Raw genomic sequence first — 15699 nt, 5'->3', positions numbered from 1 at the left:
GGGTCCTTCAGACATAGGTGCGGGCATGGGCCCGGTCGGGACGGTCGAGATGTGGAATGGCGTTGAAGCCCGCCACCATGAGCGTGTCGTGCACGTAGCTGAGGCGGTGCATGGAGGCATTGTTGATTTGCAGCATGACGCGGGCCATGGCGGTGTTGTCGAGGTCGAGCACATGGCGCAGGGCCATGCCGATGACGCCGCCGGAGGTGACCAGCAGGGTGCGGCCCGCGTCGGCGCATTGCTCGGTCAGGACCTCGACGATGCGGGCGGCGAAGGCGTCGAAGCTTTCGGGGACGCCGGGCAGGTCGCCGGTGGTCCATAGGGTGATGACACGGGGCAGATGCGTGGCGAATTGCGAGGGGTCGGTGGGCACCGGGATGGCATGGGCGTCGAAGGCGGCCTGGGCGAGGGCGAAATAGCTGAGCTCGTTCAGGCGCGGATCCCGGGTGGTGACGGTGACGCCCATGTGGTGGGCGGTGTCGACCTGGCGTTGCAGCGTGCCGGTGAGGACGCGGTCGAAATGCGGGTTGGTGGCGGCCAGATGCTCGCCCAGCCAGCGGGCCTGGTCGGCGCCGAGGTCGGAGAGTTGGTCGTAGCCCGCTTCGTCGGTGGCGTGGCTGTTGGCCTGCCCGTGCCGCACAAGGATGAGTTCCGCCAAGGTGGATGCCTTCGTTGTCTCAGATGCGGGCAACCTAGCGCCGGGGCGCGGGAGGGTGAAGGCGGTTGCGCGGAATATTTCGGGGACGGGGCGCGTGGGTTTTCACCCTCCCTACGTGGTGGTTGTGACGGGTCTGGAATGAGTCGCGGCAGGATGGACCGGAGGGCGTTGGTGGCGGGTGAGGGGTGTTTCGGGGAGGGGGCGCGTGGGTTGTCACCCACCCTACGCGGTTGCGCGTGCGTTATGCAGGGCCCCAGCTGACATCGCCGAGGAAGATATAGCCCGCGCCGTAGATCGTCTTGATCAGGCGGGGGTTCTTGGGGTCTTCGCGCAGCTTGGTGCGCAGGCGCGAGATGCGGACGTCCATGGCGCGGTCGAAGCTTTCGCCGGCGGCGCCGCCCAGGGCCTCTTGCATGGCCTGGCGCGAGATCAGGCGCTTGGGGCGGTCGAGAAAGAGGCGCAGCACCTCGCCCTCGGCATGGGAAAAGGGGGTTTCCTGCCCGGTTTCGTCTTCCAGCACGTAGCGGTCGAAATGCGCGGTCCAGGGACCGAAGCGGGCGGTGTTGCCGGTCTGCGAGGTGGGCGCGTCGCGGCGCAGGCGGGCGCGGATGCGGGCCACGACCTCGGCCGGATCGAAGGGTTTGATGATGTAGTCGTCGGCGCCAAGCTCCAGCCCGGTGACGCGGTCCTGTACCTCGGCGCGGCCGGAGATGATGATGACGCGCGCGCCCTGTTCCAGTGCGAGGCGGTGCACCAGGGTCAGCCCGTCACGGTCGGGCAGCGAGAGGTCGACCAGGCAGATATCGGGAGAGGTGGAGCGCAGCGCGGCCTCGAATTCGGTCGCGCGCGCGAAGGTGAGGGTGCGAAAGCCGGCCTCTTCCAGCGCCTGCGCCAGCATGGTGCGAATGGCCGGTTCATCGTCGAGGATGGTGACGAGGGGGGTGGTGGCGGTCATCGCGGCGCTCCGCCAGACAGGGCGGCGCGCAGGGCGCCGGGGTGGAACGGTTTGCGCAGCACCGGGGCGCGGGCGAGGGCGGCGGCGTGCAGCGGATCGGAGGGCGGCAGCGAGGTCATGAGCACCGCGGGCGGGTGCCGCGCCGGCAGGGCGTCGATGAGGTCGAGGCCGGTGGCCTCGCCTTCGAGGGTGATGTCGCTGAGGATGGCGGTGATCTCGGGCAGGCCGTGCAGCAGCGCCTGCGCCTCGGTCGCGCTGGTGGCCTCGATCACCTGGTGGCCATCGGCACGGAGCATGGCGCGGATGCTTTCGCGCAGGTCGGCGCTGTCCTCGACCAGGAGGACGAAGCCGGGAGTGTCGTCGGCGCTGGCCTCGCGCAGGGGCAGGCGCAGGGTGACCTGACCGCCCGCGTCGGTGTTGTCGATCATGACGCGGCCGCCGGCGAGCTTGGTCATGTTGTAGACCATGGTGAGGCCCAGCCCCGAGCCTTCGCCGCCCTTGGTGGTGAAGAACGGATCGAAAGCGTGGCTGCGGACGTGATCGGAAAAGCCGGGGCCGGTGTCGGACACGGCGACGTCGAGCCAGGTGTCCTGGACGGTGGTGACCTTGAGCGAGATGCGGCCCGGGCCCGCGATGGCGTCGCGGGCGTTGAGCAAGAGGTTGATGAGCGAATCCTGCAACATGCCGGGATCGAGCAGGCAGGTGCGGGGTGCGTCGGCTGGGCGGATATCGAGGGTGATCGTGTCGGGCAGGACCGAGCGGGCCAGCGGTTCCAGGTCGTTGAGGAAGGCGGGCAGGTCGGTGGGCACGGGCATGTGTTCGCGCGGGCCGGTCATGTCGGCGATGCGGTCGAGCAGGGTGCCGCCGCGCCGCGCCGCGCCCAAGGTGGCGGCGATGAGGTCGGCGGCCTCCTCGGGCAGGGACATGGATTGCAGGCGGGACTGCATCCCGAGGATGATGGTCAGCAGGTTCGAGAAATCATGCGCGAGGCCGGAGGTCAGCTGGGCGGCCATTTCGCGGCGGCGGTGCTGGCCCAGGGCGGCGCGGGTCTGGGCCTCTTCGGTGATGTCCATCGACAGGATATAGACCCCGCCGGTGGCCGGATCGGGGGTGAGCGCCACGCGGATGCGACGGGAGCTGGCGGCGTGGGTGAACTCGAACACCGACGGCTCGCCGGCATAGGCGCGGTCGAGATGGGGGGCGATGTTGGCGAAGGTCTCGTCCCCCAGCGCGTCGGCGGGGGCGAGGCCGACCGGATCGGCGGTGCTGCCCGGCATGACCAGCGACAGGCGGCGGTTGGAATAGGTGTAGCGCCGGTCGGGGCCGACATGGGCGATATGGGCGGGCACCATCTCGGTCGTCAGGCGCATTCGGGCCTCGGCCTCGGACGCCTGGCGCTTGGCCTCTTCCAGCGCGATGATGGTGGATTCCAGTTGCCGGTTGGCCGCCGCGAGGTCGTCGGAATAGGTGACCAGCCGGTCCGACAGTTCCTCGGACCGGGCGGCGAGCAGCGCCTCCTGCTGCTTGGCGCGGGAGATGTCGGTGTAGACGGTGACCCAGCCGCCCTGGGGCAGGGGCGAGCCTTCGACGCTGATGGTGCGGCCGTTGGCGCGGGTGCGTTCCATGTAATGCGGCTCGAACGCGCGGGCGGTCTCGACCCGGTCGGCGACGAAACGGTCGAGGTCGGTCACCTCGCCATAGTCGCCGCGCTCGGCCAGAAAGCGGATGGTGTCCTCGAAATGCGCGCCGGGGGTGACCAGCCGGTCGGGCAGGTCGAACATCTCCTGGAAGCGGCGGTTGCAGACGGCGAGATCGAGATCGGCGTCGTAGATGGTGAGGGCCTGCTGGATGAGGTTGAGGCCCGCCGTGGTCATGCGGGTGGTGTCGCGCTGGGTCATGCGGCGTGCCTCTGGGCCCAGTCGAGGGCGGTATCGAGCTGGTCGTCACCCCAGAAGAGCTCTTCGCCCACGGTGAAGCTGGGCGCGCCGAAGATGCCGCGGCGCATGGCCTCTTCGGTGGTGTCTCGCAGGCGGTGCTTGTTGGGGTCGGCCTGGGCCTTGTCGATCAGGTCGGCTGGGAGGTTGGCCGCCGAAAGGCAGGCGGCGATGACGTCCGCATCGGCGATGTTCAGGCCTTCGGCGAACTGCATGAGATAGAGGTTCTGGCAAAAGGCGATGCCCTGGGGGTGTTCGAGCGCCAGCTGCGCGGTGCGGGCGGCCAGCACGCTGTGCTGGGGCATGGTGTCGGAGCGTTTGAACGTGAGGCCGCGCGCGGCGCAGCGGCGTTCCATGTCGCGCCACATGTAATTGCCCTTGGCGGCGTAGATCTTGAACGGCGAGGTGTCCCAGCCCTGCGCGGCGAAGATCGGGCCGAGCAGGAAGGGGCGCCAGCGGACGGCCACACCGGCCTGCGTCGCGCGGGCGGGCAGGCGCATGACGCTGAGATAGGAATAGGTCGAGGCGAATTCGAACCAGAAATCCATCCGTGGTTTCGTCATGGTGGCGATCCTCTTGCGAGAGGGGCAATCGACGGGGAAATGGCGGGCATGTCAAGGGTGGGGCTGCGTCGGGGCAGGAGATCCCGGATCAAGTCCGGGATGACGGTTGGTAATGGCCTGCGCGGAATCGAGGCCGCAGGCCGCCGCGCGATCGTCCGCTGACCGAAAGGCAATTGCCTGCAATCGCCGAAAGGGGGCCGCCCGGACGGGCTGGCGATTGGGGGACGTGGGCGCGTCGAATGCAGGTTTTGCGGATTTGGCGTGGATAAAGCGCGCTGATGGAAGGTCGCTCGCCAGCCCGCGGTCTGGCAATCGCACGGCTTACGTGGCGCCTGTTACAATTCGTAAGGATTGGGAAAAGATCAGGAAAAAGTTGACGCTCAGCGTCGGCTGCGCACTCTATGGTGGATCAAGAATCGTCCCCAGGGGGAGCGGTCTGTTCGCGGGAGAGAGCGGACAAAGGGAGGACACAATTTGGCACAGTCGTCGAGAGGCGCGGATGGGCTTGGGTCCATTCCGGCGCTTTTGCAGCGCAACGCCGCCCAGTTCGGCAACCGCCCCGCCTATCGGGAGAAGGAATACGGGATCTGGCAAAGCTGGACCTGGGCCGAGGCGGAGCAGGAGATCGAGGCGCTGGCGCTGGGGCTGTTGAAGCTTGGCGTCGATAAAGGCGACTTCATTGCCATTATCGGGCGCAACCGGCCCTATTTCTACTGGTCGATGGTCGCCGCGCAGTCGGTGGGCGCGATCCCGGTGCCGGTCTATCAGGACAGCGCCAGCGACGAGATGGCCTATGTGCTGGACCATTGCGGCGCGCGGTTCGCCATTGTCGAGGACCAGGAGCAGGTCGACAAGATCATCGACATTCAGGACCAGCTGCATCAGTTCGAGCACATGATCTATGTCGATCCGAGGGGTTTGCGGAAGTACGATCATGGCAAGCTGCATCCCTTTACGGAGGTTCAGGAACAGGGGCGTGCGGCGAAAGACACGTTGATGTCTGAGCTGAAGGCGCGGCGCGAGGCCCTGGATTACGACAGCACTTGCGTGATGCTGTATACCTCGGGGACCACGGGCAAGCCGAAGGGCGTGGTGCTGTCGAACCGCAACATCATCGAGGCGTCCAAATCCTCGTCGGAGTTCGATCACCTGACGCGGAACGAGGAAGTGCTGGCCTACCTGCCGATGGCCTGGGTGGGGGATTTCATCTTTTCCATCGGGCAGGCCTATTGGTGCGGGTTCTGCGTGAACTGCCCCGAGAGCCCGGACACGATGCAGGTAAACCTGCGCGAGATCGGGCCGACTTATTATTTCGCTCCGCCGCGGGTGTTCGAGGGGCAGCTGACCAACGTGATGATCCGGATGGAGGATGCCAGCCGGATGAAGCAATGGCTGTTCCATACCTTCATGGAACATGCGCGGAAGGTGGGGCCGGCGATATTGGACGGAAAGAGTGTCAGCGGCTGGGACCGGCTGAAATACCGCCTTGGCGGGTTGCTGGTGTACGGCCCGTTGAAGGACACTCTGGGGTTCGGGCGCGTGCGCGTGGGCTATACCGCTGGCGAGGCGATCGGGCCGGAGATTTTCGATTTCTACCGTAGCCTCGGCATCAACCTGAAGCAGCTTTACGGGCAGACCGAGGCGTCGGTGTTCATCACTCTGCAGCCCGATGGCGAGGTTTACAGCGACACGGTGGGCGTGGCAGCACCGGGCGTGGAGTTGCGTATCGCCGAGAGCGGCGAGGTGTTCTATCGCGGCGATGGCGTGTTCGAGGAATACTACAAGAACGCCGAGAGCACGGCGAGCACCAAGGATGCCGAGGGCTGGGTCGCGACGGGCGATGCCGGGTTCATCGACGAGGCGACCGGGCATCTGAAGATCATCGACCGCGCCAAGGATGTGGGCAAGATGGCCGATGGCAGCCTGTTCGCGCCCAAATACGTGGAAAACAAGCTGAAATTCTATCCCAATATTCTGGAAGCCGTGGTGTTCGGCAACCAGAGGGAACAGTGCACGGCGTTTATCAATATTGACCTGAATGCCGTGGGCAACTGGGCCGAGCGGAACAATATCGGTTATGCCTCCTACCAGGAACTGGCGGGGCATCCGCGTGTGCTGGAGACGGTGAAGGAACATGTGGAAGAGGTGAACCGGAGCCTCGCCGAGGACCCGATGCTGGCGCATTGCCAGGTGCACCGTTTTCTGGTGCTGCACAAGGAGCTGGATGCGGATGACGGCGAGATGACCCGGACTCGGAAGGTGCGTCGGGGCGTGATCTCGGAGAAATTCGAGGAGTTGCTGGGCGCGCTCTATGACGGCTCGGAGGAGAAGTTCACCACCACGGAAGTCACCTATGAGGACGGGCGCAAGGGCAGCATCTCGGCCACGCTGAAGATCGTGGAGGCGCAGGTGGTGCCGGTGGCGCAGGAGAAGGTGGCGGCGGAATGACGGGACGACGCTCAGCTGCGCTATCGCCCCGCCCGCCATCCCGTGGCGTTTTGGGAGAGTTTTGATGCTTGATCAGACCGAAGGTTACACCACCGAGGATGGTCGCAAGATTGGCGGCGTGGTGATGGAGATGAAGAACATCACGCTGCGTTTCGGCGGTGTGGTTGCGATCCAGGACATCAGCTTTGACGTGCGCGAGGGCGAGATCCGGGCGATCATCGGGCCCAATGGTGCGGGCAAGTCCTCGATGCTGAATGTCATCAGTGGCTTCTACAATCCGCAGGAGGGCGAGGTCTGGTACAAGGGCGAGAAGCGCCCGCAGATGAAGCCCTATCAGGTGGCGCAGCAGGGGATTGCGCGGACGTTCCAGAACATCGCGCTCTTCGAGGGGATGAGCGTGCTGGACAACGTGATGACAGGGCGCATCCGGCAGATGAAATCGGGGCTGTTTTCGCAATCGCTGTGGAAAGGCAAGGCCGAGCGCGAGGAGGTCGAGAACCGGGCTTTCGTGGAGCGGATCATCGACTTTCTGGAAATCCAGCATATTCGCAAGACGCCGGTTGGGCGGCTTCCCTACGGCCTTAAGAAGCGCGTGGAGTTGGCCCGGGCGCTGGCCGCCGAGCCGTCGATCCTGCTGCTGGACGAGCCGATGGCGGGGATGAACGTGGAGGAGAAGGAGGACATGAGCCGCTTTGTCCTCGACGTGAATGACGAGTTCGGGACCACGATTGTTCTTATCGAGCATGACATGGGAGTTGTGATGGACCTTTCCGACCGTGTCGTGGTGATGGATTACGGCAAGAAGATCGGGGATGGCACGCCCGACGAGGTGCGCAGCAACCAGGCGGTGATCGACGCCTATCTGGGGGTGGCGCATGATTGATGCGGGACGGTCTGCGTGGGTTTTCACCCACCAAAGATGGGTTTCCACCCATCAAAGATGGGTTTCCACCCATCCTACGGGGCGCATGGTCGATGTCCGGCGGTCCGCCGTCCCGGCCTTGAGCCGGGACCTCGGTGGCCGGGAGGCCCCGGATCAGGTCCGGGGCGGGAATGCGAAGGAGGTTCGTGATGCCTGATCAACTGATATTCGGCATGGAAGTGTTCCTGAACGGTCTGATGGCCGGGGTGCTCTATGCGCTGGTCGCGCTGGGCTTCGTGCTGATCTACAAGGCCAGCGGCATCTTCAATTATGCGCAAGGGGTCATGGCGCTGTTCGCGGCGCTGACGCTGGTGGGGATCATGGAAGGGCAGGTGCCATTCAGCCACCTGATCAACGCGATCTTCGGCACGGAAATCCACCATTTCGGCTGGCACGTGCCGGCGCTGGCCGCGATCCTGCTGACGATGGTGGTGATGGTCGCGCTGGCCTGGGCGGTGAATACGCTGATCTTCAAGCACCTGGTGAACCAGGAGCCGATCATCCTGTTCATGGCCACCATCGGGCTTGCCTATTTCCTCGAAGGGTTTGGGGACATGATGTGGGGGTCGGACATCAAGACGATGGATGTCGGCCTGCCGCAGGGGATCAACGAGGTGATCGACGAGACCACGGCGGGGTGGTTCGGTTACGGCTTTTTCATCGACAACCTGGACATCGTGGCGACGGTGATCGCGGCCGCGCTGGTCTTCACGCTGATCGTCTTCGCGCAATACACCAAACAGGGGCGCGCGATGCGGGCCGTGGCGGACGATCACCAGGCGGCGCTGTCGGTGGGCATTTCGCTGAACTTCATCTGGGTGATGGTGTGGTCGCTGGCCGGGTTCGTGGCGCTGGTCGCGGGGATCATGTGGGGCACCAAGTCGGGCGTGCAGTTCTCGCTGTCGCTGATCGCGCTGAAAGCGCTGCCCGTGCTGATGCTGGGCGGCTTCACCTCGATCCCCGGGGCCATCGTGGGCGGCTTGCTGATCGGGGTGGGCGAGAAGCTTTTCGAGTTCGCCATCGGCGCGCCCTACCTCGGCGGGGCGACCGAGATCTGGTTTGCCTATGTGCTGGCGCTGATCTTCCTGGTGTTCCGACCGCAGGGCCTGTTCGGCGAGAAGATCATCGAGAGGGTATGAGCGGTGCGCCTTGAGCAGAGCATAGACTGCCCGGATTGCGGCACGCCCATCGCGATAGAGACGCGGGCGCTGATGGACGGGGCATCTTTTGCCTGCGGCACTTGCGGCGCGGAGATTTCCATGGCGGGGCGCGCCGAGGAAAGCTGGGGCGCGGCGCAGGCGAAGTTCGCGGCGCTGAAAGCGGATATGCTGAAGGACGGGGAGAGCGGGGCATGACCCACAAGGCGCGCATCAGCGTGGTCTGCATCGACTGCCAGACCGACGACCTGTCGGAGGCGACGGCGTTCTGGTCGGCGGCACTGGGCAAGGACGCAAAGATGGACGAACGCGGGAAATACACCGAGTTCGACGGGCATCGCGGGCACCCGAAGGTGTTGCTGCAGGCGGTGGATCACGCGCCGCGGGTGCATCTGGATATCGAGACCGACGACCAGGAGGCGGAGTGCGCGCGGCTGACGGCGCTGGGCGCGCGCGAGGTCGACCGGCTGCGCGGCTGGATCGTGATGGAGGCGCCGACCGGGCACAGGTTCTGCCTGGTGGGGCCGCAGGGCGACGACTGGCCCGGCGACGCGGCGACGTTCGAGGAAGAGGCCGGGGCATGAGACAGCTGATCGCGATTTTGAACGTGGTCGCGTGGTCCGGGTTCTGGGCCTTCGGGTACCTTGCGCTGACGTCTGGCGTGGAGTCGGCTGGTCAGATGGTGGTGGCTGCGGTCCTGGCGGCGCTGGGCGGCGGCGCGGGGATGCTGGCCTGGCTCTGGCTGGTGCGGCACGCGGAGGAGACGGGCTATGCCCGGCCCGCGAACCGGGTGATGACGCGGGAGGATGACGATGCGGAACCTGTTTGAGCGGCCCCGTGCGGGCGACCGCGTGTCCCTGCGGGCCACGGCACCCGCCCGCCCGGGACCTTCGTCCGGCGCATGTGACTTTGGTGGAGGAGAGATCTGATGTTTTATCGTGAGGCGGGCGACTTCAAGACGTCCTACGTGGCGGACAGCCAGACCTTTCCGATCAAGTTCGACAGGTTTCGCTACTACGCGGTGTTGCTGGTGGCGTTCGCCATCGTGCCCTTCGTGATCAACGACTACTGGGTGAACGCGGTTTTCCTGCCGTTCCTGATATATTCGATCGCGGCGATCGGGCTGAATATCCTGGTGGGTTATTGCGGGCAGGTGAGCCTGGGCACCGGGGGGTTCATGGCCGTGGGGGCCTATGCCTGTTACAAGCTGATGACCGGATTCCCGGAGGTGAGTATCTTTTTCCACGTGATCATCTCGGGCGGGATCACGGCGGGGGTTTGTGTGCTGTTCGGCCTGCCCAGCTTGCGCATCAAGGGGTTCTACCTGGCGGTGGCGACGCTGGCGGCGCAGTTCTTTCTTGTCTGGCTCTTCAACCGGGTGGGGTGGTTCTACAACTACTCGGCCTCGGGCCAGATCAACGCGCCGGAACGGACGGTGCTGGGCGTGCCCATCACGGGCGCCGAGACCGCGCCCTGGGCTGCGTATCTTTTCTGTCTGGTGTTCACCGTAGTCTGCGCGCTGGTCGCGCGGAACCTGACGCGGGGGATGCAGGGGCGGCAGTGGATGGCCATCCGGGACATGGACATCGCGGCCGAGATCATCGGGGTGAACCCGCTGAAGGCCAAGCTGAGCGCCTTTGCCGTGTCGGGCTTTTTCGTGGGCATTGCCGGCGCGCTGTTCTTTGCCGTCTACCTGGGCGCCGTGGAAGTGGGCGAGGTCTTTGGCATCAACAAGTCGTTCCTGGTGCTGTTCATGGTGATCATCGGGGGGCTTGGGTCGATCTTCGGGTCCTTCGCCGGGGCGGCGTTCCTGGTGCTGTTGCCGGTGTTGTTGAAAAACGTGCTGGTGGGGGGGCTGGGCTGGCCCACGGACCTGGCGGCGCATTTCGAGTTCATCATCGTGGGCGGGCTGATCGTGATATTCCTGGTTGCCGAGCCGCACGGGCTGGCGCAGCTGTGGCGGGTGGCCAAGGAGAAGCTGAGACTATGGCCGTTTCCGCATTAGGGGGCGGCGTGGCGGGATGAAATCCCGCCCTACGGGTTGGGCGCTCGCGCCCATGACAAGACATCGGACATACCAAGGGAGGAACAAACCGATGAAACAGAGACTGCTGACAGCGATTGCGGCTGTGGCGATGGTGGCGAGCCCCGCGCTTGCGGAGCTGACCATCGTCGATACCAGCTATCGCACCGGGCCTTATGCGGCGAACGGCATTCCGTTCTCGGATGGCTACCAGGACTATTTCACCCTGCTGAACGAGCGTGACGGCGGTATCGGGGGCGAGAAGATCAACCTTGTCGAATGCGAGACCGGGTACAACACCGAGAAGGGCGTGGAGTGCTACGAGGCCACCAAAGGCGAAGGTGCGCTGGTGTATCAGCCGCTGTCCACGGGCATCACCTATCAGCTGATCCCGAAGGCGACGGCCGATGGCATCCCGCTTCACACGATGGGTTATGGCCGCACCAGCGCCAAGGCCGGCGAGGTGTTCAAGTGGGTGTTCAACTATCCCGCCAACTACTGGGACGGCGCAAGCCTCGCGATCACGCACCTGGCGGAGCAGAACGAGGGCGACCTGAGCGGCAAGAAGGTGGCGCTGGTCTATCACAACTCGGCCTATGGCAAGGAGCCGATCCGCACGCTGGAGAAGCTGGCCGAGAAGCATGGCTACGAGCTGATGCTGCTGCCGGTGGATCACCCGGGCCAGGAGCAGAAATCTCAGTGGTTGCAGGTGCGCCAGCAGCGCCCGGATTACGTGATCATGTGGGGCTGGGGCGTGATGAACCAGGTCGCGATCCAGGAAGCCGTGAACATCCGGTTCCCGATGGAGAACTTCATCGGCATCTGGTGGTCCGGCTCGGAGAACGACGTGAAATCCGCGGGCGCCGGCGCCGATGGGTACAAGGCGCTGACCTTCCACAACCTGGGGTCCGATTACCCGGTCTATGACGATATCCAGCAATATGTCGTGGATACCGGCAATGCCGCGGGTGCGGGCGATCAGATCGGCTCGGTTCTCTATAACCGGGGGATGTATGCCGCGATGCTGGCCGCCGAGGCGATCAAGACCGCGCAGGAGATGCATGGTACCGCCGCGATCAACGCGGCGCAGATGCGCGACGGCATGGAGAACCTGGAAATGACCGAGGAGAAGATGGCCGCGCTTGGCCTTCCGAATTTCGGCCCCGAGTTCAAGGTGTCGTGCGAGAACCATGGCGGCAACGGCTTTGGCGCCGTGTCGCAGTGGAACGCGGAGGCCGGCGCGTTCGACCTGATCACCGAATACTACCAGTCGGACCAGGAGGTCATCCAGCCGCTGGTGGAAGAGGATTCGGCGGCGTTCGCGGAAGAGAACGGCATCGAGCCGGGCTGCTGATCTGACCTTTCTCCGGCCGCCGCACGCGGTGGCGGCCGGGGGATTTCGAGTATTTTTGGCAAGAAAAAGCGCGGGTCGCATGCGGGACCCGGCGCGATGGAGACCGAAGCATGGCCGAGGCTGCTGTCCAGACCGAAGAGAACCTGCTTGAGGTGAACAATATCGAGGTGATCTACAACCACGTGATCCTCGTGCTGAAGGGCGTGAGCCTGAGCGTGCCCAAGGGCGGTATCACCGCGCTTTTGGGCGGCAACGGGGCGGGCAAGACCACCACGCTGAAGGCGGTTTCCAACCTGCTGAAATCCGAGCGGGGCGAGGTGACCAAGGGTAATATCCGGTACCGCGGGGAGCGGGTGCAGGACCTTGTGCCGTCGGAGCTGGTGAAGAAGGGCGTCATCCAGGTGATGGAGGGGCGCCATTGTTTCGAGCACCTGACGGTGGAGGAGAACCTGTTGACGGGGGCCTATACGCGCGGGTCGAGCAAGGGGGAGATCGAGAAGGATCTGGACCTTGTGTACGAATATTTTCCACGCCTGAAGGAGCGGCGGCGGAGCCAGGCGGGATACACGTCGGGTGGCGAACAGCAGATGTGTGCCATCGGGCGCGCGCTGATGTCGCGGCCCGAGACGATCCTGCTGGATGAGCCCAGCATGGGGTTGGCGCCGCAGCTGGTGGAGCAGATTTTCGGGATCGTGAAATCGCTGAACGAGGAGGAGGGCTATACCTTTCTGCTGGCGGAGCAGAACACGAACGTGGCGCTGCGGTTCGCGCAGTATGGGTATATTCTGGAGTCGGGGCGCGTGGTGATGGACGGACCCGCCAAGGAATTGCGCGAGAACCCGGATGTGAAGGAATTCTACCTGGGCATGTCGGACGAGGGTCGCAAATCGTTCCGCGACGTGCGCAGCTATCGCCGGCGGAAGCGGTGGCTTTCATGAGCGACCATGTCTGGTTCTTTGCCTATCCGGAACCGACGCCGCCGAACGCCCGAGCCTTGCTGAGCGGCACGATTGCCGATCTGGTTGGGCAGGGGATCATTCGGCGGGACCGGGACCCGGAGTCCATTCTGGGTGAGCCCAGGGGGCCTGTGCATCGTCCGGCAGACGGGGCTATCGCGCTTGCCCGACCTTACGACTCCTTTGCGGAACTGCTGACCAACGGTGCGGAGTTTTGCGGGTCGCTGATCTTCAACCACGGTCCGTTGAATACCGAGACGCTGGAATGTCCCCGGTGCGGGATGACGGTTTCGGCCGGGGAGGTGGAGGCGTTCAATGACCAGCTCGAGCAGATCGGAGAGGCGGTGGCCGATGCCGATTTCTCCGACACGGCTGTCACGTGCATCGCCTGCGGGGCCGAGACATCGGTGAATGAATGGGCGTCCGAGGGCGGCTTTATCATCGCGGGGTTCGGCGTGGGGTTGTGGAACTGGCCTTATGGCACGCCCTTGATGGATGCGGTCAGGGACAGCCTGGAGCGGAATGTGGGGCGACCGGGGCTCGCATCGGACGGGTACCGGATATGAAAGCGGTTGGACGCAGAGACCTTGGCCAGCGGAGGGCCGACAGATGAGCCAGTATTTCGACGATCTTGAAACACGGGACCCCGGGGACCGGGCATCGGTGCTGGCGCGTGCCTTGGGCGCGCAGATCGAACGGGCGCAAGGCTTGCCAGGTTACGGTGACACGCTGGCGGGGGTCGCTCCGGGGGATATCAAGAGCGTGGCCGACCTGGCCGGGTTGCCAGTGCTGCGCAAGGCGGATCTGGGCGCGGCGCAGAAGGCCGCGCCGCCTTTTGGCGGGTTGACGGCGGGGCCGGTCTCGGGCTTTGCGCATGTGTTCCAGAGCCCCGGGCCGATCTACGAGCCGGGCGGGGCCGGGGCTGACTGGTGGCGGATGGGCCGGTTCCTGCACGCCTGCGGGATCGGTGCGGGGGATATCGTGCAGAACTGTTTCGGCTATCACCTGACGCCGGCGGGCATGATGTTCGAGAACGGGGCGCGGGCCGTGGGGGCCACGGTGTTGCCCGCCGGGACGGGGCAGACCGAGCTGCAGGTGCAGGCGGCGCATGACATCGGGACCACGGCTTATGCCGGGACGCCGGATTACCTGAAGGTGATCCTGGACAAGGCGGACGAGATGGGGCTGGCTTTGAGGATAACCAAGGCCGCCGTGGGGGGCGGGGCGCTGTTTCCGTCGCTGCGGCAGGAGTACGCGGACCTGGGCATTCAGTGTCTGCAATGCTATGCCACCGCCGATCTGGGCAACATCGCCTATGAAAGCGCGGCGCAGGAGGGGATGATCGTCGACGAGGGCGTGATCGTGGAGATAGTGACGCCCGGCACCGGCGATCCGGTGACACCCGGCGCGGTGGGCGAGGTGGTGGTGACCACGCTGAACCCGGATTATCCGCTGATCCGCTTTGCCACCGGAGACCTGAGCGCGGTGATGGAAGGGGAAAGCCCCTGCGGGCGGACCAACATGCGGATCAAGGGCTGGATGGGGCGCGCCGACCAGACCACCAAGATAAAGGGCATGTTCGTGCGGCCCGAACAGGTGGCCGCGCTGGTGGCCAAGCATTCCGAGATCGCGCGCGCCCGGGTGGTGGCCAGCCGCGAGGGCGAGATGGACGTGATGACCGTGCAGATCGAGGCCGAGGGCGGCGCGCCCGAGGCCTATGCGGCCACGGTGAGCGACGTGCTGAAGCTGAAAGGCAAGATCGAGGTGGTGGCCAAGGGTAGCCTGCCCAACGATGGCAAGGTGATCGAGGATTTGCGCAGTTACGAGTGAGGGTGTGGGCCGCTGGGCGTTTCCGGGGCGCGCGCATTCAACGCCGGGGCGGAGCCCAAGGCGACCACGCCCCAGGAGCCGCGCGGGCCAGACGCTTTTGCACGTGTCCGGTATCGACCGGGACAGGCCTGCTTGGAAGGTTGATCCGCGACCCCGTGCCGTGCCGGCCCTTCAGGCGACCTGTTCCGAGTGCTACGCCTATGCGGCGATTCGCGCTTCCAGATCGAGCCGCATGGTGGCCATGCCGTGGCGACGCGACAGTTCTTCGTAACCGGCCGAGAGATAGGCGTTGAAGGCTGGCGCGTTATCGGTCTCTACCTTCAGGGTCAGGACCAGCGCACCGAGATCCTCTGCCGCCCGCTCGACGATCTTGGCCAATTCGGCGCCCGCGCCGCCGCGCATCTCTTCGCGGAGGTAGACGTAGGTCAGGTGCCGCACTTCCGGGCCGATACCTTCGCGCAGGGCGAAAAAACCAACGTCGTGCCCTTCCGCGTCAAGAAGGTAGAAGGAGACATCCGAAGACTCGCCGAGCCAGTTGCGATGCCATTCCATCTCGTCGAAGGGCACCTTTGCACTGGGGTTGAGCAAGGGAATTTCCGTGTCCGGCAGCATTTTTGCCAACGGGGCCAGATCGCGGTCGTGGTTGCGGCGCAGGGTGAGTGTCATTGGTCCTTCCTTCGGCTGGTCGCGGCGCCAACGCGCCGGAGAGTGTCATTGAAACCGTGCGCCTGACATGGAAGGCCCGCTCGCGTCAACCATAGTCGCAAAGCCCGGCACCTGGATGCGCGTCGGGCGCTCCAAGGTGCAAGCCGGCTCTGCCCGGTCGTGCTGAAAGGCCGGTCCAGTGTCGAGGCCGGGGCTTGCGACGGTCTGGAAAGGTCCGCGCGCCGGGCCTTCCG

Annotated in this window: 16 protein-coding genes; 11 read left to right on the top strand and 5 right to left on the bottom strand. The window is 65.1% G+C overall.

Annotated features, from left to right (window positions below; genetic code table 11):
- Positions 1–7 precede the first annotated feature (7 nt).
- From FIU85_RS09965 to FIU85_RS09950, 4 genes are all read right to left on the bottom strand, one after another.
- Positions 8–658 carry a histidine phosphatase family protein gene (locus FIU85_RS09965; RefSeq protein WP_152496784.1) on the bottom strand — a complete coding sequence of 217 codons (651 nt, stop codon included), beginning with the start codon at positions 656–658 and terminating at the stop codon, positions 8–10.
- Positions 659–899: 241 nt separating this feature from the next.
- Positions 900–1613: a response regulator transcription factor gene (locus FIU85_RS09960; protein ID WP_152496783.1), complete on the bottom strand. Its 714-nt coding sequence runs from the start codon at positions 1611–1613 to the stop codon at positions 900–902.
- Positions 1610–3511 (bottom strand): PAS-domain containing protein, encoded by a 1902-nt coding sequence (locus FIU85_RS09955; protein ID WP_254702877.1) that lies wholly within the window; start codon positions 3509–3511, stop codon positions 1610–1612. The genes FIU85_RS09960 and FIU85_RS09955 overlap by 4 nt, the downstream gene beginning before the upstream one ends.
- The gene (locus FIU85_RS09950; RefSeq protein ID WP_152496782.1) at positions 3508–4110 is read right to left on the bottom strand and encodes a 2-hydroxychromene-2-carboxylate isomerase; all 603 of its coding nucleotides are present in this window, start codon (positions 4108–4110) and stop codon (positions 3508–3510) included. The genes FIU85_RS09955 and FIU85_RS09950 overlap by 4 nt, the downstream gene beginning before the upstream one ends.
- 474 nt (positions 4111–4584) lie before the next feature.
- Here FIU85_RS09950 and FIU85_RS09945 point away from each other — a divergent pair, with 474 nt between their 5' ends.
- From FIU85_RS09945 to FIU85_RS09895, 11 genes are all read left to right on the top strand, one after another.
- A complete protein-coding gene (locus FIU85_RS09945; RefSeq protein WP_152496781.1) occupies positions 4585–6558 on the top strand; it encodes an AMP-binding protein in 1974 nt (657 codons plus the stop codon).
- Positions 6559–6622: 64 nt separating this feature from the next.
- Positions 6623–7441, top strand: coding sequence for an ABC transporter ATP-binding protein (locus tag FIU85_RS09940; RefSeq protein ID WP_152490900.1), 819 nt, complete (start codon positions 6623–6625; stop codon positions 7439–7441).
- 188 nt (positions 7442–7629) lie between these two features.
- Complete coding sequence (locus FIU85_RS09935; RefSeq protein WP_152496780.1) at positions 7630–8619, top strand: branched-chain amino acid ABC transporter permease; 990 nt, start codon at positions 7630–7632, stop codon at positions 8617–8619.
- Positions 8620–8622: 3 nt separating this feature from the next.
- Positions 8623–8835: a hypothetical protein gene (locus tag FIU85_RS09930; protein WP_152496779.1), complete on the top strand. Its 213-nt coding sequence runs from the start codon at positions 8623–8625 to the stop codon at positions 8833–8835.
- On the top strand, positions 8832–9221 hold the full coding sequence (locus FIU85_RS09925) for a VOC family protein (protein WP_152496778.1): 390 nt from the start codon (positions 8832–8834) through the stop codon (positions 9219–9221). Before FIU85_RS09930 ends, FIU85_RS09925 begins: the two co-directional genes overlap by 4 nt.
- Positions 9218–9466, top strand: coding sequence for a hypothetical protein (locus tag FIU85_RS09920; protein WP_152496777.1), 249 nt, complete (start codon positions 9218–9220; stop codon positions 9464–9466). Before FIU85_RS09925 ends, FIU85_RS09920 begins: the two co-directional genes overlap by 4 nt.
- Positions 9467–9565: 99 nt before the next feature.
- Complete coding sequence (locus FIU85_RS09915) at positions 9566–10642, top strand: branched-chain amino acid ABC transporter permease (protein ID WP_152490904.1); 1077 nt, start codon at positions 9566–9568, stop codon at positions 10640–10642.
- 91 nt (positions 10643–10733) lie between these two features.
- A complete protein-coding gene (locus FIU85_RS09910; protein ID WP_152496776.1) occupies positions 10734–12014 on the top strand; it encodes an ABC transporter substrate-binding protein in 1281 nt (426 codons plus the stop codon).
- 110 nt (positions 12015–12124) lie between these two features.
- Positions 12125–12952, top strand: a complete 828-nt coding sequence (locus tag FIU85_RS09905; protein ID WP_152490906.1) for an ABC transporter ATP-binding protein — start codon at positions 12125–12127, stop codon at positions 12950–12952.
- A complete protein-coding gene (locus tag FIU85_RS09900; RefSeq protein WP_152496775.1) occupies positions 12949–13536 on the top strand; it encodes a hypothetical protein in 588 nt (195 codons plus the stop codon). The genes FIU85_RS09905 and FIU85_RS09900 overlap by 4 nt, the downstream gene beginning before the upstream one ends.
- Positions 13537–13579: 43 nt before the next feature.
- Positions 13580–14800 (top strand): phenylacetate--CoA ligase family protein, encoded by a 1221-nt coding sequence (locus FIU85_RS09895; RefSeq protein WP_152496774.1) that lies wholly within the window; start codon positions 13580–13582, stop codon positions 14798–14800.
- A gap of 198 nt (positions 14801–14998) precedes the next feature.
- Here FIU85_RS09895 and FIU85_RS09890 read toward each other — a convergent pair whose 3' ends face one another.
- Positions 14999–15466, bottom strand: a complete 468-nt coding sequence (locus FIU85_RS09890) for an N-acetyltransferase (RefSeq protein ID WP_152496773.1) — start codon at positions 15464–15466, stop codon at positions 14999–15001.
- Positions 15467–15699: the final 233 nt, after the last annotated feature.

It is taken from the genome of Roseovarius sp. THAF8 (assembly GCF_009363735.1).
In the GTDB taxonomy this organism is placed as follows: domain Bacteria; phylum Pseudomonadota; class Alphaproteobacteria; order Rhodobacterales; family Rhodobacteraceae; genus Roseovarius.
Note: the sequence above shows the minus strand (reverse complement) of the source record. Positions and strands in the feature narration are given on the sequence as shown.